At 39.1% G+C, this 17,452-nt stretch carries 23 protein-coding genes; 12 read left to right on the top strand and 11 right to left on the bottom strand.

Translation table 11 applies throughout. The annotated features are described in order from the left end of the window. Positions 1-403: 403 nt before the first annotated feature. A complete protein-coding gene (locus JFV29_RS24770) occupies positions 404-550 on the top strand; it encodes a hypothetical protein (RefSeq protein WP_157443825.1) in 147 nt (48 codons plus the stop codon). Positions 551-601: 51 nt separating this feature from the next. Here JFV29_RS24770 and JFV29_RS24765 read toward each other — a convergent pair whose 3' ends face one another. Together JFV29_RS24765 and JFV29_RS24760 are read right to left on the bottom strand one after the other, a co-directional pair. Then, positions 602-1,297 carry a response regulator gene (locus tag JFV29_RS24765; protein ID WP_053347921.1) on the bottom strand — a complete coding sequence of 232 codons (696 nt, stop codon included), beginning with the start codon at positions 1,295-1,297 and terminating at the stop codon, positions 602-604. Then, positions 1,290-2,900 (bottom strand): ATP-binding protein, encoded by a 1,611-nt coding sequence (locus JFV29_RS24760; RefSeq protein WP_201187027.1) that lies wholly within the window; start codon positions 2,898-2,900, stop codon positions 1,290-1,292. Before JFV29_RS24760 ends, JFV29_RS24765 begins: the two co-directional genes overlap by 8 nt. 141 nt (positions 2,901-3,041) lie before the next feature. Between JFV29_RS24760 and JFV29_RS24755 the strand changes: the two genes are divergently transcribed. Then, on the top strand, positions 3,042-4,106 hold the full coding sequence (locus JFV29_RS24755) for a DctP family TRAP transporter solute-binding subunit (RefSeq protein ID WP_201187025.1): 1,065 nt from the start codon (positions 3,042-3,044) through the stop codon (positions 4,104-4,106). 209 nt (positions 4,107-4,315) lie between these two features. Here the strand turns inward: JFV29_RS24755 and JFV29_RS24750 are convergent, their stop codons facing one another. Both JFV29_RS24750 and yidD read right to left on the bottom strand, forming a co-directional pair. Next, on the bottom strand, positions 4,316-5,263 hold the full coding sequence (locus JFV29_RS24750; RefSeq protein ID WP_201187023.1) for a metal ABC transporter solute-binding protein, Zn/Mn family: 948 nt from the start codon (positions 5,261-5,263) through the stop codon (positions 4,316-4,318). Positions 5,264-5,388: 125 nt separating this feature from the next. Then, complete coding sequence (yidD, locus tag JFV29_RS24745; RefSeq protein ID WP_376103936.1) at positions 5,389-5,610, bottom strand: membrane protein insertion efficiency factor YidD; 222 nt, start codon at positions 5,608-5,610, stop codon at positions 5,389-5,391. Between the two features lie 211 nt (positions 5,611-5,821). Here yidD and JFV29_RS24740 point away from each other — a divergent pair, with 211 nt between their 5' ends. Further along, a complete protein-coding gene (locus tag JFV29_RS24740; RefSeq protein WP_201187018.1) occupies positions 5,822-6,295 on the top strand; it encodes an S-ribosylhomocysteine lyase in 474 nt (157 codons plus the stop codon). Between the two features lie 37 nt (positions 6,296-6,332). On the opposite strand, the gene ytzI is transcribed toward JFV29_RS24740, so the two are convergent. Then, positions 6,333-6,488 carry a YtzI protein gene (ytzI, locus tag JFV29_RS24735; protein ID WP_081113018.1) on the bottom strand — a complete coding sequence of 52 codons (156 nt, stop codon included), beginning with the start codon at positions 6,486-6,488 and terminating at the stop codon, positions 6,333-6,335. Positions 6,489-6,612: 124 nt separating this feature from the next. Between ytzI and JFV29_RS24730 the strand changes: the two genes are divergently transcribed. Continuing rightward, positions 6,613-7,053 carry a Dps family protein gene (locus JFV29_RS24730; RefSeq protein WP_201187016.1) on the top strand — a complete coding sequence of 147 codons (441 nt, stop codon included), beginning with the start codon at positions 6,613-6,615 and terminating at the stop codon, positions 7,051-7,053. Between the two features lie 148 nt (positions 7,054-7,201). Here JFV29_RS24730 and JFV29_RS24725 read toward each other — a convergent pair whose 3' ends face one another. Further along, positions 7,202-7,468, bottom strand: coding sequence for a DUF6154 family protein (locus JFV29_RS24725; RefSeq protein WP_376103862.1), 267 nt, complete (start codon positions 7,466-7,468; stop codon positions 7,202-7,204). A 227-nt stretch (positions 7,469-7,695) separates the two neighbouring features. Here JFV29_RS24725 and JFV29_RS24720 point away from each other — a divergent pair, with 227 nt between their 5' ends. Beyond that, positions 7,696-8,046 carry a hydrolase gene (locus JFV29_RS24720; RefSeq protein WP_201187014.1) on the top strand — a complete coding sequence of 117 codons (351 nt, stop codon included), beginning with the start codon at positions 7,696-7,698 and terminating at the stop codon, positions 8,044-8,046. 122 nt (positions 8,047-8,168) lie between these two features. Next, positions 8,169-8,627, top strand: a complete 459-nt coding sequence (gene ytkD / locus JFV29_RS24715; RefSeq protein ID WP_201187012.1) for an RNA deprotection pyrophosphohydrolase — start codon at positions 8,169-8,171, stop codon at positions 8,625-8,627. Positions 8,628-8,754: 127 nt separating this feature from the next. On the opposite strand, the gene JFV29_RS24710 is transcribed toward ytkD, so the two are convergent. Genes JFV29_RS24710 through JFV29_RS24700 form a run of 3 tightly spaced genes read right to left on the bottom strand, consistent with a single transcriptional unit; the run spans position 8,755 to position 11,300 of the window. Further along, positions 8,755-9,555 (bottom strand): ABC transporter permease, encoded by an 801-nt coding sequence (locus JFV29_RS24710; RefSeq protein WP_242485369.1) that lies wholly within the window; start codon positions 9,553-9,555, stop codon positions 8,755-8,757. Further along, on the bottom strand, positions 9,536-10,306 hold the full coding sequence (locus tag JFV29_RS24705) for an ABC transporter ATP-binding protein (RefSeq protein ID WP_201187008.1): 771 nt from the start codon (positions 10,304-10,306) through the stop codon (positions 9,536-9,538). The genes JFV29_RS24710 and JFV29_RS24705 overlap by 20 nt, the downstream gene beginning before the upstream one ends. Before the next feature lie 22 nt (positions 10,307-10,328). After that, positions 10,329-11,300, bottom strand: coding sequence for an ABC transporter substrate-binding protein (locus tag JFV29_RS24700; protein WP_201188091.1), 972 nt, complete (start codon positions 11,298-11,300; stop codon positions 10,329-10,331). A 161-nt stretch (positions 11,301-11,461) separates the two neighbouring features. Here JFV29_RS24700 and JFV29_RS24695 point away from each other — a divergent pair, with 161 nt between their 5' ends. The 4 genes from JFV29_RS24695 (at position 11,462) to JFV29_RS24680 (ending at position 14,393) form a co-directional block, all read left to right on the top strand. Further along, on the top strand, positions 11,462-12,250 hold the full coding sequence (locus JFV29_RS24695; RefSeq protein WP_201187006.1) for an alpha/beta hydrolase family protein: 789 nt from the start codon (positions 11,462-11,464) through the stop codon (positions 12,248-12,250). A 41-nt stretch (positions 12,251-12,291) separates the two neighbouring features. After that, positions 12,292-12,534: a DUF2584 domain-containing protein gene (locus JFV29_RS24690; protein WP_053347907.1), complete on the top strand. Its 243-nt coding sequence runs from the start codon at positions 12,292-12,294 to the stop codon at positions 12,532-12,534. Positions 12,535-13,062: 528 nt separating this feature from the next. After that, the gene (locus JFV29_RS24685; protein ID WP_201187004.1) at positions 13,063-13,530 is read left to right on the top strand and encodes a DUF523 domain-containing protein; all 468 of its coding nucleotides are present in this window, start codon (positions 13,063-13,065) and stop codon (positions 13,528-13,530) included. A gap of 92 nt (positions 13,531-13,622) precedes the next feature. Then, positions 13,623-14,393: a TSUP family transporter gene (locus JFV29_RS24680; protein ID WP_201187002.1), complete on the top strand. Its 771-nt coding sequence runs from the start codon at positions 13,623-13,625 to the stop codon at positions 14,391-14,393. A 134-nt stretch (positions 14,394-14,527) separates the two neighbouring features. Here the strand turns inward: JFV29_RS24680 and JFV29_RS31495 are convergent, their stop codons facing one another. Next, positions 14,528-14,746 carry a VOC family protein gene (locus tag JFV29_RS31495; RefSeq protein WP_342366601.1) on the bottom strand — a complete coding sequence of 73 codons (219 nt, stop codon included), beginning with the start codon at positions 14,744-14,746 and terminating at the stop codon, positions 14,528-14,530. 9 nt (positions 14,747-14,755) lie between these two features. Further along, positions 14,756-14,935: a hypothetical protein gene (locus JFV29_RS31490; protein ID WP_342366586.1), complete on the bottom strand. Its 180-nt coding sequence runs from the start codon at positions 14,933-14,935 to the stop codon at positions 14,756-14,758. A gap of 249 nt (positions 14,936-15,184) precedes the next feature. Between JFV29_RS31490 and JFV29_RS24670 the strand changes: the two genes are divergently transcribed. Both JFV29_RS24670 and JFV29_RS24665 read left to right on the top strand, forming a co-directional pair. Then, the gene (locus tag JFV29_RS24670; RefSeq protein WP_201187000.1) at positions 15,185-15,763 is read left to right on the top strand and encodes a TetR/AcrR family transcriptional regulator; all 579 of its coding nucleotides are present in this window, start codon (positions 15,185-15,187) and stop codon (positions 15,761-15,763) included. Between the two features lie 24 nt (positions 15,764-15,787). After that, positions 15,788-17,155: an MATE family efflux transporter gene (locus JFV29_RS24665; RefSeq protein WP_201186999.1), complete on the top strand. Its 1,368-nt coding sequence runs from the start codon at positions 15,788-15,790 to the stop codon at positions 17,153-17,155. Positions 17,156-17,452: the final 297 nt, after the last annotated feature.

Below are 17,452 nucleotides of genomic sequence, written 5' to 3'. Positions count from 1 at the left end.
AGGGTTGTATCTTGTGAAGCCAACTATAATATAACCTGAATAATTTGATTGTTCGTAATGATTAATATGTCCAACATAATCATCATTTTCCCCGAAAATTGTACCTCCATCCGTCTGAATGATTCCTGTGTGTTAGTAACAAATAAAACAATCTTGGATTAAAATCCACCCCTTAATAAACTTTTTTAATAGTATGATACAAATGGATTTTTACCCTATTCATCTTATTCCTCTAAATAAAACGACTCATAAAACAGATACGGTGTTTAAAAATAAGTAATTCCTAATTCTCCAAAAGTCATATTTTTTTCGAAAAATGGGGCTTTGTCTATTTTTCCTTTTATGGATTATTTTGTATAATAGAGAAAAGTGAAACAACTAAGGAATAGGGAGGGGAGAGTATATGAAAAAGCCATACCTTATTGCAGAAATTCTATTAAGAAGAGGCGTTCCGGATTTTGTCATTAAAGAAGTTACAGCATTGGCTGAGTGTGAATTGTTTCTCTTGAAGAGAAAGTGGGGCATATATAACAGAACAACGGGAGCGTAGGTTAAGAAGCTAAAAGGGAACCGCTATGGTTCTAGTAGGTCCCCATATGTTCTAAGATTTTTTTAGACGGTATCGATTAACTGGACGGCCAATGCTGCCGTACTGGACATCAAGCTGCAGAACGTCCTCGCCGTGTAAGTATTCTAGATAGCGACGGGCTGTTACTCTGGCAATTCCAATTCCATCGGCCACTTCCTCCGCAGATAAAGATCCAGGCTGAGTTTTTATGAATTTTGTGACCTGCTCAAGGGTCGCACCATTTAACCCTTTAGGAACATCGTATTTCGGACTCGTTTCAGGAGATGTTTTATTTTGAAAGAGAATTCGGTCGAGTTGATTTTGAGAAATCTGATGGTCGGGTTCAACTTCCATACGAAAAGCATAATATTGCTCAAGTGTATGTTTTAGTCTCTCGAATTTAAATGGTTTAATTAAATAGTCAAAAGCCCCGTTTTGTATCATTTTTCGGATGGTTTTCTGGTCATTAGCTGCCGAAATGATGATGACATCCACATCAATTTGTTCTTTTCTTATTTGATAGAGTGTATCTACCCCGTTTAAAGAAGGCATGAAGATGTCCAAAATGACAAGATCCGGTTTAGATTGCCTGATTTTTTCAAGACCTTCAAGTCCATTGGAAGCTGTATCAAAGACTTTAAATGCTTGTAGCCGCTCAATGAACTGCTTGTTTACCTCTTGGACCATTGGGTCGTCTTCAATTAAAAGTACGCGAATTTGGTTAGTCATTTTGGTTCTCCTCTATATCATGCATGGGAAAAGAAAGAAAAAAGCTTGTTCCTTCATTAGGACGTGTTGTAAAACTCATTTCGCCATTCGCTTTTTTTACAATTTGGTCTATAAGATAGAGACCAATTCCTGATCCTTCCGCACCTTTTGTTGTAAAACCATACTCAAATATATCTTTGTGAATCTCCTCGGGGATACCGGACCCATTATCTTCAAGTACAATTTGGCAATGCTGTTCATCCTGATAGATGGATAGGTAGACTTGCTTTGGTTCTTCTGATAAATGTTTGAGGGCTGCAAAGGAATTTTCTATCAAGTTCCCGATAATCAATACGAAATCATGATGATCCATATCATTTGGAAAGCGGTCCAGTTTCGTATGTTTATCCATGATGAGTTCGATTCCAAGTTCACGCCCTAAGGAGATTTTACTTAATAGTAGCCCCACTAAATTATCATCGTGAATGTGCTTCGTTAAAAACCTGGTCAATTCCTCTTGCTCTTCTGTAATTTGAAAAATGTACTGTAGTGCATCATCTAAATTCCCAAGTTGAATCAATCCTGCTATCGTATGAAGTTTATTCATATGTTCATGGTTTTGAACACGTAGGGCTTCAACGAATGCTTTGACACTCGTCAATTCTTCAGCAAGCTTCGCTACATCGGTACGATCCTGAAAGATTGCCACAGCTCCGATGGTTTTATCGGCTATTTTAATAGGTACCCGGTTGCTTAGAAGGTTTCTGTTTTGAACCGAAATTTCCTGATTGAAGATAGGAGATGTCCGGTCTAGCACTTCTGGCAGGCGGGTATCACTAATAATGTCATTGATATTCTTGCCAATCACCGCGCCACTGATATTTAGCATTTGCTTTGCCTTTTCATTAAAAATTGTGATGGTTTGATTATTATCTATTGCAATGACACCTTCATGCATCGCATTAAAGGCAGCGGTCCTTTCGACTAACATTCTTGAAATTTCATGAGGCTCAAGTTGAAAGGTTTCTTTTTTTATCCGTCTGGCCATGAGCCAGGAGCCGCATACGCCGAACAGCAGTGTAAGTAATAGAATAATCGCGATTTGGCCTTTCAAGTCCATGATTAATTCGGGAATTGTCGGTAATATGTTTCCGACGAGAACGACACCGATTTGTTCATTTTCCTTATCAAGGATCGGGACAAATGCACGGACTGAAATTCCAAGTTCGCCAGAAGCCTTTGATAGATATTCATGTTCAGCAAAAGCAGCGCTTTCGTCGTTGCTTTTTGATTGTGTTCCCAATTGGCTGAAAACCGGGTGGGAATAGCGAATATGTTGATTGTTCAGCACAACTATATAATCAGCTTGATGAATTTTTCTTAAGTTTTCAATCATAGGGTTTAGTTTTGTCCAACCTTCTGATTCACGGACTAATTTTTGTACTTCAGGTAGTTCGGCAATGGTATGGGCTGTAATCATGGAGCGTTTGCCAATTTCATCCTCCCTGATTGAAACGATGTTTCCAAATATAAAAATCCCGCCTATTAGAATCGAAAAAGCTACGATTACGAATGATAGCAGGGTAATCTTCAATTGAATCGGCATATGAAAGGATTTATCCATTATTTTTCCTCCATTACTTCTATACTTAATAGTAACAGAATTTCTAACACTTTTCGCTATTTTTCGCGCATTGTATTACGACAGGAAAAAGGCTGTGATAGAATAGATATACTGTGAAGCGAGCGGTAAGGAGATGTCAATATGCGTGCTTTTTGGGGGTACTTTGTTTTAATTGGAATAGGGTTGCTGATTGCGGTATATATTTCATTTCAATCGTTCTTTTCTAGCTCCAATTTTGATCTGCCTAAGGATGAAGAGCAGGTAGGAATGGAAGATCAAATTGTAATTAAGTTCAGCCATGTAGTCGCTGAAAATACGCCTAAAGGGCTAGCAGCGAACCGATTTGCAGATCTTGTTGATGAATATACCGATCACCGTGTCAAAATTGAAGTCTACCCTAATCAATCTTTATATAGTGATCATGAAGAAATCAATGCTTTACACGAAAATAAGGTGCAGATGATTGCCCCGACCACTTCTAAAATTACAAGCATATCGAAAAAGTGGATGCTTTTGGACCTACCCTATGTCTTTCCAACGGATGCCGCCTTACAGGAAGCATTGAATGGAGAAGTGGGAGATGAGCTACTAGATCAGTTAAATACGATAGATATAGAAGGGCTAGCATTCTGGTCGAATAACTTCAAGCAAATTACAAGCAATAAGCCAATTCGCCATCCAGAAGATTTTGTAGGGAAGAACTTCCGGATTATGCCAAGTACGGTGATTGAAAGCCAATTTCAGCATTTTGGGGCCACAACATCTAAGCTGGAATTTAATGATACGTTCAAAAGCCTGGAAATCAATAAAACGGACAGCCAGGAAAATACGATTTCGAATATCTATTCCAAGAAACTATACGAAGTTCAAAAATATTTAACTATCAGTAATCACGGGTATTTAGGCTATGTTGTCATGATGAATAAGCCGTTTTGGGACAAGCTTCCGGTGGACATTCAGCAACAAATTCAGCGGGCAATGGACGATACAACGAATTGGCTATGGATCAAGTCCAATGAAATGAATCAAGCTCAGCTTCGAGAAATTGAGAAAAAATCCAATATCGACATATACACATTATCTGATGAAGAAAAAAAAGAGTGGATGGATAAAATGACGGTCATCTATCCGGAATTCGAGTCTACAATTGGGACGAAACTGATGGAAAAAATGGAAAGAATCCGTGAAAAACACTTAGAGAAATAGAAGAACCGGATAGGCAGCACAGCGATTGCCATGTTTTCAGAAGGAACAGGTGTCAACGGAACACTTTACATCTTGAGCCATGTCCCTCCTTATATTTTACAGTTTGATGGTGGTACTAATATAGCTCGAGACAAAGAAAGAAACTTTAAACTATAAAAATGGCAATAGTAAAGAAGAGGCGGACCCATTTGAGTCTGCCTCTTCTTTGTCTATTGCAACGCAGTTTGTAGCGTCTTGATATTTTTTTCCATTAAACTAAAGTAATCTTCACCGGCTTCGATATCTTTATCTGTCAAGACGGAAAGGTTATGAAGCTCAAGTGATTTCGCACCCATTTCCTTTTGAATAATCTCAGTCAGTTTAGAACTGATATTTTGCTCAAAGATGACGTAGTGAAGATTTTCTTTGTCGGCCATTGTTACGATTTTCCCTAGTTCTTTTTGAGAAGGCTCGTTTGAAGACGTAAGGCCGGTGACGCCAATTTGTTCAAGTCCGTATCGTTCTTCCCAATAACCATATGCGGAATGAGAAACGATAATCTTATTGGTACGACCCGATTTAATTGTCGTAGCGAATTTTTCATCAAGAGCTTTAAGTTTTACAGTAAGTTCGTTGAATTTGTTGTCGAAGTAGTCTTTTTGTTCAGGCATTTGCTTCGTTAATTCGTCCTTAATGCTTTTTGCCATTTCAATGGAATAGATGGGATCTAGCCACAAATGGGGATTAACGCCACCATGATCATGGCCGTCTTCTTCATGCGCATGCTCGTTTTCGTGTGCATGCTCATCTTCATCTAAATGAACCGTTTCACCTATAGCGACTGTAGTGACGCCTTCTTTGCTTAAAATCGGTTCTGCTTTTGTGACAAAGCCTTCAAGATTATAACCAATATAGAAAAATAGGTCTGATTCAGCCATTTTTACAATATCTTTTTGAGAGGGATCAAATGAATGTTCATCAGTACCAGGTGGATAAACAGTTTCGACGTTTACGTACTCTCCACCAATTGCTTCTGTGAAGTATTGCAAAGGATAAACGGTAGTGTACACGTTTAAAATGTCTTTATTAGTATCAGTAGTTTCTCCCTTTGAATTGCCACAGCCTGAAAGAAATAGCGCTGTAACCAGAAAAAGGGAGAGAAGTACACTTTTTTTCATATAAAACTCTCCTTTTTAGATAATTCGTATTGATTACGATTTGAGATCTATGATTTAAAAACGAAATGATTACGATTTGACTTCTGTATAATACAAAAGATTACACAAGAAAGCAAGGTTTTTTTCTAGTGATCTTCACCTTTTTTCTTTTTTTCGGGAACGAGGTCAATACCGCCTGGATGAAAAGGATGGCATTTAAGAATCCTGACAATGGCTAACCAGCTTCCTTTTATCGGCCCGAATCGACTTATCGCTTCTAAACCGTAATGGGAACAAGTTGGGTAAAAACGGCAGGTAGGCGGTTTTAATGGTGAAATCACAACTTGGTAAATACGGATAATTCCCATTAATACTTTTTTCAGCAAGACGTTTTCATCTCTTTTCGAGTAAAATTCAATACCGTTAATTATAGCATATTTTTTTTGTTTCCAATAAGGTTAATAAAGGAACAAGCGCAAGGATAAATCCGATTGAAATAATGGGAATTAATTTAAAAGGGTGAAATATATTGTAATTCAAGGTAAAATAGAAATGACATACAATTAAGGAGTGAATTAAATGCCTTCAGTTGAAAGCTTTGAATTAGATCATAACGCTGTTAAAGCCCCATATGTTAGACATTGCGGTGTCCATAAGGTTGGAACAGATGGTGTTGTTAATAAATTTGATATCCGTTTTTGTCAGCCGAATAAACAAGCGATGAAGCCGGATACAATCCACACATTAGAACATTTGCTAGCTTTCAATATCCGTAAGCATTCTGAGCGGTTCGATCATTTTGATATTATCGATATATCACCTATGGGATGTCAAACAGGATATTACCTTGTGGTCAGCGGCGAGCCGACAGTGACGGAAATCATCGATGTTCTTGAAGATACATTCAAGGATGCTGTTACAATTACAGAAATTCCTGCTGCAAACGAAAAACAATGCGGCCAAGCGAAGTTGCATGATCTTGAAGGAGCTAAGAAATTAATGAATTTCTGGCTGTCACAAGATAAAGAAGATCTTCATAAAGTTTTCGGTTAATAAAAAAGTTCCTGTCCATTTGTGACAGGAACTTTTTTTATTTTTCGGGTTCTTCTTTTTTTCCCTCATCCTCAGGCAAAGGATCGACCGGATCCACTGTATGCTTGTAGCTGTAACCTTTTCCGATTGTTAGGACCGATAAGGCCAATACAATCAGAATCACAATAATGGAGATAACTAAAACCGTAATCATACTTTACAGCTCCTAACGTTCACAATTTAGATTCATTTTAGCATAAGAACCGAGTCAGATAATGTTTCAATTTTCGAATAGAGGGAAATATAAAGGTATAACCAACTTACGGAGGTAGATATTTATGGCTCAGAAAAAATTAGGAACTTTAGTGAATAAGGAAATTGCAAACTTCAGTGTTCTTTATACGAAAATTCACAATTACCACTGGTTCGTGAATGGACCGCACTTCTTTGAACTTCACCAAAAATTGGAAGAATTATATAAAGAAGTGACAGCTAATTATGACGAGCTGGCTGAACGACTTTTAGCCATTGGTGAAAAACCAGTTGCTACGCTTAAAGAATATTTGGAATTGACTACTATTGAAGAAGCAACAGGGACCGAAAATACAGAAGATATGGTGCAAAGTGTCATCAGCGATTTCGAGAAGCTTTCCGAAGAGTTCCTAGAAATTATCGCAGTTGCTGAAGAAGAAGATCCGGTTACAGCTGATATGCTGACAGGCATGAAGAAAAGCTTAAACAAACATGCATGGATGCTGCGTGCGTATTTAGGACATTAAGGTTTCTTTTGAAAAGCTCTACTTCGGTAGGGCTTTTTTTAATATATTTGTACGATAGAAAGAGGTTCTGTGTCTATTTCACCAATAACTTTCATAAAGCGGAAAGAAAAAAGGCATCCCATAAAGAGGGATACCTGAATGGTATGTATTAATGAATATTCCGAGGTGGAAAATGTGTAGGTTTCGTATCGTTCATGCTGTTTTGAGCGAACTTCCCTTTTAACGTTTCAATAATGTAAAGGCCCATTAGATTGGTTAGTTCTTGATCATCCATCTCTTGAAGCAATTCGAAAATTTCCTTCCTGTCCAGTTGTTCCAGAACCGCAAAAGTAAGCATATCAATGTCTTCTTCATCACCGGTCAACTTATTACGGTACATATTGTATAATTCTTCAATTAACTTCAAAACTTTCACCTCACATTTTTTAGAAATCCGTTATCTCTTTATATGTAGGTTATCAAAAAAACCTCTGGGTGCATATAAAAATTTGTAGGGATGCTTGCCTATATTATATGTTTTACCCTATGAAAGATACTTTAATCTATTATTTAACATCTTTGGTCTTCTGTAAACAAAATTTTCCATTGTATGAAGTGGAGAGTTACGTGAAAAAATAAGCGTAGGATTTATTGAAAGGGTGGATGGATGTGTCTGAAAATAGGAAAACGTATTACATTTGGCTCCCAACTGGGCAAATCTCACAAGATAGGGAAGGTTCTGAGTGGAATTTTGAAATCGAAGCAACCGACAACGAAATCCTGCAGTTGCGTGAGTTATTTGATTACAATTATTCAGTTGGCGAAGAAAACTTTTATCGCGCCCACGTCCCGTATCTTCAATATCATTTTGACCGGGAAAATGATAAACAGGATATCACGCTTCAAAAGATATACGAAATGATTCATAAACTTGGAACTGAAGAAGGAAAGCGGCATATAGAGAGTATGGGAATTTTACAGGCAAAACGAACAGATGATGGCCTCGAATATTGAGAGGCCATCGTTTTTTTCAATGTGAAGAGAATTCTCGCTGGATAGCGGGATTTTTATTCCATATAATGAATGGTGACTCCAATAAAATGAAATAGTTTTTCTTAAATAGAGAGAGGGGAAATATGAAACAGTTTTGTGATATGAACGGATATAAGGTGGAATTCTCCGTGGATCCTGTTTTTGGGGAAGCTTGGCATGTTTTCGTGCTCTGCAGAATTAAAGGAAAGTGGGTATTGACGAAACACCGTAAGCGGGGATTGGAATTTCCTGGCGGAAAGAGGGAGACTGGGGAATCAATTGAAGCAGCGGCCAAGCGGGAAGTGTATGAAGAAACCGGAGGAGTGGTGGAACACCTGCAATTTTTGGGACAGTATAAAGTTCATAATCCAGTGAAGCCATTTGTAAAATCGATTTACTTTGCTAAGTTGAGTGAGATAGAGTGGAAAGAAAATTATCTAGAAACGGATGGACCGATTCTATTGGATGTGTTGCCGGATGTGCTAGGTGAGGAGTTTAGTTTTATCATGAAAGATGAAATCGTGCCGTTGAGTTTAGCGAGGTTGGATGGTTTGTACGAGTAAATTCCATAGATTCACGAGTAAATCCATCTAATTCACGAGTAAAACCCGAAAACTCACGAGTAAAACCATCTAATTCACGAGTAAACCCGGTAAATATGAAAACTGCCGACGAGTATCGGCAGTTAGGTTAATCCTTGATTAATTTTCGCTCGAGTAGTTCGACAAGTTGGTACATGATTGTCGCAAAGAAGGCAATAATCATCAAGGAGAGCATAACGAGGGTAAAATTGAAGACTTGAAATCCATAAATAATTAAGTAGCCGAGTCCTTTTGCTGAGACGAGAAATTCACCGACGATGACGCCGACCCAGGAGAGGCCTACATTCACCTTCAATGTCGAGATAATAGTCGGGAAGGATGCCGGTAATATGGCTTCCCGGAAGGACTGAGCCCTTGTGGCACCGAATGTTTGCAGTACCTTTAGGTAGTTGGGATCGACTTCGCGAAATGCTGTGTAGACGACGATAGTGGTGATGATAATGGAAATGATCGCTCCCATCGAGATGATTGACGGGAAACCTGGTCCGAATGCTACGATGATAATAGGTCCGAGGGCGACTTTTGGCATTGCATTTAAAATGACGAGATACGGGTCGAGCGTTTTCGACAACCTCGGCGACCACCAGAGCAAGGAAGCAAGTATCGTTCCAAGCAGTGTCCCGATGATGAAGCCGAGCACGGTTTCGAATAGGGTCACGCCTGAATGGGAAAGAAGTGTTCCGTCACCTAATTTCTTTATAAATAGATGCCATACTTTAGAGGGCGAACTGAAGATGAGCGGGTCAATCCACTTCATCCGAGAAAAAAGTTCCCAACTGCTGAAAAAGACAATGAAAATCAGGATCTGATAAAAGCGAATTAGCCTGTTTTCCTTTTTCAAAGAGGTTTTATACTGGCTATGAAGCTGTTCAATATTCAAGGCTCTCAAGCTCCTTCCAGATCGTTTGGAATAATACCGAATATTGTGGGTGATTACGGGCATGAAAAGGTGTTAGTTCGCGTAGTTCATCAGGTACTTCAAAAGTTTTGTAAATTCTGCCTGGCTTCGCGGAAAATAGATAAATCCGGTCGCTCATTGCGATGGCTTCACCAATATCATGGGTGACAAGCACTGCCGTCTTTCCAAAAGATTTCAGAGTTTCAAAAACAAGGTCTTCAAGCTTCAACTTCGTTTGGTAATCTAGGGCCGAAAACGGTTCATCAAGCAAGAGGATTTTTGGGTCCACTGCGAGTGTTCGTGCCAGAGCAGCTCGTTGCCTCATCCCTCCGGAAAGTTCACGCGGATATAATTTTCCGGTGCCTCCCAATCCAACATCACTCAACAGTTTCAACGTCTTTATTCTCTCCAGGCCTTCATTCTTATTAATCAGCTTTAATCCTAATAAAACATTTTCTTCAATCGTTTTCCATGGGAAAAGATAATCCTGTTGCAGCATATAGCCGATTGATAAGTCACTGTCGGCCTTCAGCGGGTTGTTTTCGAGCAGGATCTTTCCCGAAGTGGGCGGGAATAGTCCGGCGATGATGGAAAGCAGGGTCGTCTTTCCGCAGCCGCTCGGACCAAGAAAAGAGACAAATTCACCTTTTTCAATGTCGAGGGAAATGTCCGCGAGTGCGGTCGCTGCCGTCTTATTTGAAAAATAAGTATGGTGAATGTCTTGGATTTTTAAAAAGCTCATCGGACATCCTCCTTACCTCTAGCTACTTTGACACTTTTTCAGCAAAATCGGTGTTTACCAGTTCATCATGGCTAATTCTTGAAGGGAGCTCATCGGCTTCGTCCATGATGTCTTGCAGATTGTTCCACTCTTCTTCATCAAGAATGGGATCAGTGGCAAAGGAGCCTTGTTCTTTGTAGCGGTTGATGACTGTTTCCATCGTGTCTAGATTGGTATCTTCAAAATAGGGCTGAATGACTTTAGCAATTTCTGATGCATCACTTTCCTGAACCCAGTCCTGTGCTTTTTTCAAAGCTCGCGTGAATTTCTGAACGGTCTCTTTGTCTTCCTTTAAATAGCTTTGTTTAGCCATATAAACCGTATAAGGAAGATGACCAGACTCGGTGCCGAAAGAAGCGACGATATAGCCTTTTCCTTCTTTTTCAAACACACTGGCAGTTGGTTCAAATAGCTGTACAAAATCACCTGTACCGGAAGCGAATGCAGTTGAGATATTAGCGAAATCAATATTCTGGATGAGATTCAAATCCTTTTGCGGGTCAATGTTATGTTTTTTCAACACAAACTCGCCGGCCATCTGCGGCATTCCGCCCTTACGCTGACCAAGAAATGTGGAGTCTTTCAGCATATCCCAATTGAAATTGTCAATTTTTTCACGTGAAACAAGAAACGTTCCATCTGTTTGCGTTAATTGAGCAAAGTTTATGACCGGGTCGTCTGATCCCTGCGCCACATAAATCGATGTTTCAGAGCCCACGAGAGCAATGTCCGCTCCATTCGTAATGAGAGCGGTCATCGTCTTGTCGCCGCCTGCTGTCGTTTTTAAATCAATAGATAAGCCCTCATCTTTAAAAAATCCCTTTTCAATCGCGACATATTGCGGTGTATAGAAAAGGGAGCGGGTCACTTCGGCAACCCTGACCTTCGTTGTTTCTTTTTCCTTGCTGCCGCATGCTCCAAGCGGAATCAGAAGCAAACACATGAGCAAAAACATGACACCTGCTTTACACCATTTTTTCAAAATTCTTTCCTCCTCATAAATAGGTATTTTGCCTACCTTATCGTATGAACGGGAGAAAAAATATGTGAATGCCTATCAGGGGATAAAAACTGTTGGATGTTTTACAATAAAGGAAAGAGAAAGGGGCGTGGAAATTGGAGAACGGATCGATTATTTCAAAACAGCGGTTTCCATCACCGCATCCAGAAATCCATCTTTATTTAATTACATACATATCACAGGGCTTGAAGGTTAAGGGATTGCTAGCTGAACCGGTGGATGGTGAGATGCACGATGCCTTCTTATATTTACGAGGTGGAATTAAAAATGTAGGCAAGGTGAGGCCTGCAAGAATTATCCAGTATGCTGCAGAAGGATTTATCGTATTTGCCCCTTTTTACCGGGGGAATCAAGGTGGCGAGGGCGATGAGGATTTTGCCGGCGAAGATCGGTTCGATGCGATATCTGGATTCAAGCTGCTTGAGCAACATCCCCGAGTGAATAAGGAACATATTCATATTCTCGGATTTTCCCGTGGCGGCATCATGGCGCTTTGGACTGGAATCTATTGTAAGAATGCGGCGTCAATTGTAACGTGGGGCGGTGTGTCAGATATGTTTTTAACTTATGTAGAACGGGTCGATATGCGCCGCATGATGAAGCGAGTCATTGGAGGCACGCCTAAAAAATACCCAGACCAATATGAATTCCGGACTCCGTTGTTTGCGATTGAAGAATTGAATGTTCCTGTTCTGATTATTCATGGTGAACTGGATGACAATGTCTCGGTTGAACATGCGTACCGGCTGGAAAAACGGTTGAAAACCCATGATAAAGAGGTAGAAAGCTGGTATTTTCCTCAATTCACACATTACTTCCCGCCAGCCGTCAACAGAAAAGTAGTCGAAGATTTAACAACTTGGATGAAAAATAAAACGGAATAATGTTAGAATGAAGTATACATTGGCCAGAGGAGGAGATATACATGGGCATGCCTATGGAACTCAACACCATGATCGTTACAAAAGGAAACGAAATTCGAGAACAAGAAAATATTTTCAGCCTAACAAAAGCAGGCTATCGGTTATATCCAATCGACATTCCAATTGACGTCCGTAAAACTATTCAATCTGACTCAAGCGGAACAGCAGTTATTCAAAAAGTTGAATGGACCAACGAAAAAACCACCATTACGTACCAATTGTTATCATTAAACTCAACCAACTGAATAAATGAAGTGCTTGCCGAGAAATAGTATCTCTGCAAGCGCTTTTTTTTGATTTGGTTGGTGGAATTTGACCTTTTTTGCGGATAATTCGTCCTTGGTGCTAATAATTCGACCTACACGCTAATAATTCGACCTTTGCACTGATAAATCGACCTACGCGCCAATAAATCGTCCTTGGTGCCAATAAATCGACCTACACGCTAAATAAATCGTCCTTGGCGCCAATAAATCGTCCTACACGCCAATAAATCGTCCTTGGTGCTAATAAATCGACCTACACGCTAATAAATCGACATTTGCACTGATAAATCGACCTACACGCCAATAATTCGTCCTACACGCCAATAAATCGACCTATGCGCTCATAAATCGTCCTTGGCGCCAATAATTCGTCCTACACGCTAATAAATCGACCCCCGTAGCTAATAAATCGAGCATAACAATCTTCAGCAGATTTTAATCGTTCAAATAATATTATTTAAGAAGAATGGTAAAATATTGTTAAGCTAATATGATGAGGTGATTTTAATGATTTTAGTAAGTTCTTGTCTAGCAGGTTTAGAGGTAAGATACAATGGTACACATAGCTTAGATAATAGAATTCTGAGATTGTTAGAAGAAAAAAAGGCAATCACTGTATGTCCTGAGTTGCTTGGTGGCTTTTCAACTCCCAGAGAACCTGCAGAGATAATTGGCGGTGATGGTGAAGATGTCCTTAATGGGAAAGCAAAAATAATCGAAAAGTCTGGTAGGGATGTAACGGATTTGTACATAAAGGGGGCAAATTTAACATTAAAAAAGGCTCAAGAAGTAGGTGCCACACTTGTAGTTTTAAAAGAAGACAGTCCATCCTGTGGGAGTTCGACGATTTATGATGGTGAATTTAAGGGGAAGAAAAAGGTTGGGAATGGAGTTACGGCTGCGTTGCTAAAACGACACGGTTTTACGGTAACTTCAGAGGGAAAACTGTTTGAATTTCTAAATGAAAAAGAGTAATCGGTAGAATTCATTTTCATTAAAATTCCAGAAATACAGATACAGAAAGTGGGAGTATAATAGAGTTATTGTTTTTGAAGGGAGGAGAATATATGGAGGAAATTAATCTCTATACTTTGCTGTTTTTAATACTTGCTGGTTTTATTGCTGCGTTCATTGACTCTGTTGTAGGCGGAGGAGGGTTAATTTCCATTCCTGCTTTATTATTTACAGGGATATCACCTTCAGCAGCCCTTGCTACTAATAAATTGGCAAGCTCGATGGGCTCTTTAACGAGTACAATCTCATTTATTCGAGCTGGAAAAGTGAATTTCAAATTTGTCATGAAGCTTTTTCCGCTTACTGTGATTGGTGCGATTCTAGGGGCATATGTGGTTCATTTTGTTTCCCCTGAAATCCTAAAGCCGCTCATATTAATCTTATTAGTTATCGTCGCAATTTATACGATTTTAAAAAAGGATTGGGGTAAAGACGCAAAATATAAAGGGTTAAAACGAAAGAAAATGATTATGTTGATCATCGCAATATTTGCTATTGGTTTTTACGATGGTTTTCTTGGTCCTGGTACAGGCTCTTTTTTATTGTTTTCATTTTTGATTATTGGATTTGATTTTGTTCAGGCTGCTGGAAATGCAAAAGTACTTAATTTTGGTAGCAATATTGCCGCACTTATTATTTTCTTATCAATGGGGTCAGTCAATTTTGTCTATGGAATTCCGATGGGCCTCGCAATGGTTGTCGGAGCATTAGTAGGATCGAACTTTGCGATAAAAAAAGGTGCTGCCTATGTACGTATATTATTTATTTGCGTCACCATTTTACTGATCGGCAAAAATGTCTTGAATTATCTTCACGTGATTTAATAAGAGGCATTCAAAAGAGTAATATATGATATTATTTTGATATGTTCATTTAGACTTTTTCACCAAAAATAAAGACTTTAAATAATAATACATGGCCGGAAATACTATTGGTATTTTTCGGCCATTTTTTTGATTCATTTTGTGTAATTCAAGTCCCAATGAACGCCAAAGCAATCCTTGACTTTAGCAAATCGTGCACCCCAAAAGGTATCTTGAAGTTCCATTAAGGTTGTTCCATTTTCACGCAATGTCTCGTATAAATGCTGGATCTCTGATTCGCTTTCACACTCCAGCACGAGAGAAATATTGGTCCCGACCTCAAGGGGATTTCCAGGAAACGTATCAGATACCATAACCAATAACTAACCTTTTTTAATCTTAGCATGCAAGATCCTATCATTTGCTTCTTCAGGTGTTGGGAAATCAGCTTCCCCGTATGATTGTATATTAAAAACCTCTGCTTGAAATACTTCCTCATAAAATGCTAATGCATCTCTAGCTTGTCCATCAAATGTTAAGTATGGGGTAATCTGATGTTTCATTTGAACCCTCCTTTTTATTATGACTATCATTTCGACAGGTAGACATTATAATCCTTTTAATACTAGGGAATAATGTAGCAGCATGAACCCTCCTTTATAGAATGGTTTCAATCGGACCAATCTTTATTTCAATAGGAGGTAAACCTTAAATTTCCAAAATGAAAGAACTTGCCTGACGAACGTTCGTTAGGTTATGATAGGTTTATCAGAAATACAGAAAATAATATTCAGCAATGAAAGGTGAACATTATGAAAAGCGATGAAATAAAAAAAGCAGCACTCAAATATTTTACGATTCATGGTTATGAGGGTACTTCACTTTCTCAAATTGCCGAAGATGTTGGGATAAAAAAACAATCAATATATTCTCATTTTAAAGGGAAAGACGATCTGTTTTTATCTGTACTTAAAGACGCCAAGGAAATGGAACTTTCGTTTTATGTTGAGTATTTCAATATCATGAAAAAAAGTGATCCGGAAAAGACGCTATACGGATTTTTGGAAGAAATGATAAAGATGTTCCAGGAGGTTGAGAGTTTAAAGTTCTGGCTTCGTATGGGGTTCTTTCCACCAACACATCTATACAGTGAAATTCAGAAAGAGACTGATGATCTTCAGGTTCAACAGGAAGCCTTAATGGAAAAGATATTCAGAACATGGATATCCGCTGGGGTTTTAAACTCAGGAGATGCGCGAACCCTGACACTGGCGTATTCAGGCATCATCGTGGCCATTATGGTCGAACTTGTTTATGCCGATAATCCAGACCGAATTGCGGAAAAACTTGCGGCGTCATGGACTATTTTTTGGAGAGGAATTTCAAAGTAAGGTCAATAGCAGGAGATGGTATAAATGTCATTAAGAGAAAAACAACAACAAAATCTATTGGAGATAGAATCGACAGGAAAGGTCTTTCTGCGCTATCTGATTCCTTCTATGATCGGAATGGTATTGATGGCATTGAACTTTGTTGTCGATGGCGTGATGGTCGGCAATAAGCTTGGATCGGTTGCCCTTGCAGGAGTTAATATTGCAGGGCCCATTTATACAATCTTTGTAGCGATGTCGATTTGGATCGGGGTAGGCGGCGCAACGCTTTATTCACAAAGCATGGGGGCAAAGGATTATAATCGGGCACGCTTTATTTTCACCCATTCCATCATTCTAATCACAATATTCACCGTAATCATTGGTCTGATTGCCTACGCTTTTCACCATCAGCTTGTTTATGCACTAGGGGCCAATGAAGCAACCGCTCCCTTTGCAACGGACTACATGAACGTATTCTTAATGCTGGGTTTTGTTTTCACCCTAGAAAACACCTTAAGTATATTCGTCAGGAACAATGGTAATCCGAATCTGGCCATGGCATCTCTTATCGTCACAGCCATTTCCAATTTCGTTTTGAACTTCATTATCCTGTATGTACTAGATTTAGGGGTGCGCGAGATTGCATACGGAACAATCATTGCAGCTGCCTTGGGCATACTGGTTCTCAGCACGCACTTTTTCACGAAGAAGAACACGCTTCGCCTCGTCAAGTTTCGTTTTGAAAAGTCACTTTTCATTATGACAATGATGATTGGCTTTCCTAGTTTCTTAGCTGAGATAGGTGTATCAGTCTTTACTATTGCTCATAATAATGCGTTCTCGCGCCTTGCTGGTACCGACGGATTAGCTGCATTTTCTATTGTCAATTATGCACATAGTGTTATGCTGTTGATGTTTCTTGGCATCGGGTCGGCAATACAGCCACTAGTAAGTTATTATCATGGTGCAAAAGATGAAAAGCGGAAGAGCGAAACGGTTCGCATTGCCATTTTCACAGCAATTGGTGCAGGAATATCCATTACCCTGGTGGGACAAGTGGCGGCACCTTATATTGTAGATTTATTCGGAGACTTTTCTCAAGATGTAAAAGAACTTGCTACAATTGGAATTAGAATCTTCTTTAGCGGATATATCCTAATGGGAGTCAACTTCGTTATGATGACCTATTTCCAATCAATTGGGCAAGTAAAGATGGCCGCTTGGATTACGATTGGACGCGAATTTATTTTCATGCTGTTATTCCTGCTAACATTGCCGCTTATATTTGGAATAAATGCAGCATGGCTGGCCATTCCATTATCTGAGGTAGTCATATTCTTAACCGTCTTACTTTATTTAAAAAGCGTAGGTTCAAACTTTGGAAAAAATGTCCGGTTAATTAAGGGATAAGATGAAAATTAGAAATTCCTAAAGATCACCAATTTGGTGGTCTTTTTTGCTTAGTTTTAAATCGTAAAGTTACTAAAGGTGAAGTAATCAAAAGATGCAATTGAGTACTAGGTTTGACGCTAATTTGCAAGCCGAAAAGGATGTTTCATGCTGTTTTACGAAGCCTCAAATGGACGATGCTGATCAACACTTCCCGCTTTATTATCATATCTTCTTTTTTACTTTACCCCAAACCGCTTAGTTTTTTGATATAGGTTTATTTTATTGTGTTTTAGTGAACTGACTAGAAAAAAGGCA

The sequence above is a fragment of the Peribacillus sp. TH16 genome (assembly GCF_016651095.1).
Lineage (GTDB): Bacteria > Bacillota > Bacilli > Bacillales > DSM-1321 > Peribacillus > Peribacillus butanolivorans.
Note: the sequence above shows the minus strand (reverse complement) of the source record. Positions and strands in the feature narration are given on the sequence as shown.

What these genes read in the sequence shown, in the direction of transcription:
- JFV29_RS24770 (WP_157443825.1), top strand. Translation starts at nt 404, where the DNA reads ATGAAAAAGCCATACCTTATTGCAGAAATTCTATTAAGAAGAGGCGTT.
- JFV29_RS24765 (WP_053347921.1), bottom strand. Translation starts at nt 1,297, where the DNA reads ATGACTAACCAAATTCGCGTACTTTTAATTGAAGACGACCCAATGGTC.
- JFV29_RS24760 (WP_201187027.1), bottom strand. Translation starts at nt 2,900, where the DNA reads ATGGATAAATCCTTTCATATGCCGATTCAATTGAAGATTACCCTGCTA.
- JFV29_RS24755 (WP_201187025.1), top strand. Translation starts at nt 3,042, where the DNA reads ATGCGTGCTTTTTGGGGGTACTTTGTTTTAATTGGAATAGGGTTGCTG.
- JFV29_RS24750 (WP_201187023.1), bottom strand. Translation starts at nt 5,263, where the DNA reads ATGAAAAAAAGTGTACTTCTCTCCCTTTTTCTGGTTACAGCGCTATTT.
- yidD (WP_376103936.1), bottom strand. Translation starts at nt 5,610, where the DNA reads ATGGGAATTATCCGTATTTACCAAGTTGTGATTTCACCATTAAAACCG.
- JFV29_RS24740 (WP_201187018.1), top strand. Translation starts at nt 5,822, where the DNA reads ATGCCTTCAGTTGAAAGCTTTGAATTAGATCATAACGCTGTTAAAGCC.
- ytzI (WP_081113018.1), bottom strand. Translation starts at nt 6,488, where the DNA reads ATGATTACGGTTTTAGTTATCTCCATTATTGTGATTCTGATTGTATTG.
- JFV29_RS24730 (WP_201187016.1), top strand. Translation starts at nt 6,613, where the DNA reads ATGGCTCAGAAAAAATTAGGAACTTTAGTGAATAAGGAAATTGCAAAC.
- JFV29_RS24720 (WP_201187014.1), top strand. Translation starts at nt 7,696, where the DNA reads ATGGATGTGTCTGAAAATAGGAAAACGTATTACATTTGGCTCCCAACT.
- ytkD (WP_201187012.1), top strand. Translation starts at nt 8,169, where the DNA reads ATGAAACAGTTTTGTGATATGAACGGATATAAGGTGGAATTCTCCGTG.
- JFV29_RS24705 (WP_201187008.1), bottom strand. Translation starts at nt 10,306, where the DNA reads ATGAGCTTTTTAAAAATCCAAGACATTCACCATACTTATTTTTCAAAT.
- JFV29_RS24700 (WP_201188091.1), bottom strand. Translation starts at nt 11,300, where the DNA reads ATGTTTTTGCTCATGTGTTTGCTTCTGATTCCGCTTGGAGCATGCGGC.
- JFV29_RS24690 (WP_053347907.1), top strand. Translation starts at nt 12,292, where the DNA reads ATGGGCATGCCTATGGAACTCAACACCATGATCGTTACAAAAGGAAAC.
- JFV29_RS24685 (WP_201187004.1), top strand. Translation starts at nt 13,063, where the DNA reads ATGATTTTAGTAAGTTCTTGTCTAGCAGGTTTAGAGGTAAGATACAAT.
- JFV29_RS24680 (WP_201187002.1), top strand. Translation starts at nt 13,623, where the DNA reads ATGGAGGAAATTAATCTCTATACTTTGCTGTTTTTAATACTTGCTGGT.
- JFV29_RS31495 (WP_342366601.1), bottom strand. Translation starts at nt 14,746, where the DNA reads ATGGTATCTGATACGTTTCCTGGAAATCCCCTTGAGGTCGGGACCAAT.
- JFV29_RS31490 (WP_342366586.1), bottom strand. Translation starts at nt 14,935, where the DNA reads ATGAAACATCAGATTACCCCATACTTAACATTTGATGGACAAGCTAGA.
- JFV29_RS24670 (WP_201187000.1), top strand. Translation starts at nt 15,185, where the DNA reads ATGAAAAGCGATGAAATAAAAAAAGCAGCACTCAAATATTTTACGATT.
- JFV29_RS24665 (WP_201186999.1), top strand. Translation starts at nt 15,788, where the DNA reads ATGTCATTAAGAGAAAAACAACAACAAAATCTATTGGAGATAGAATCG.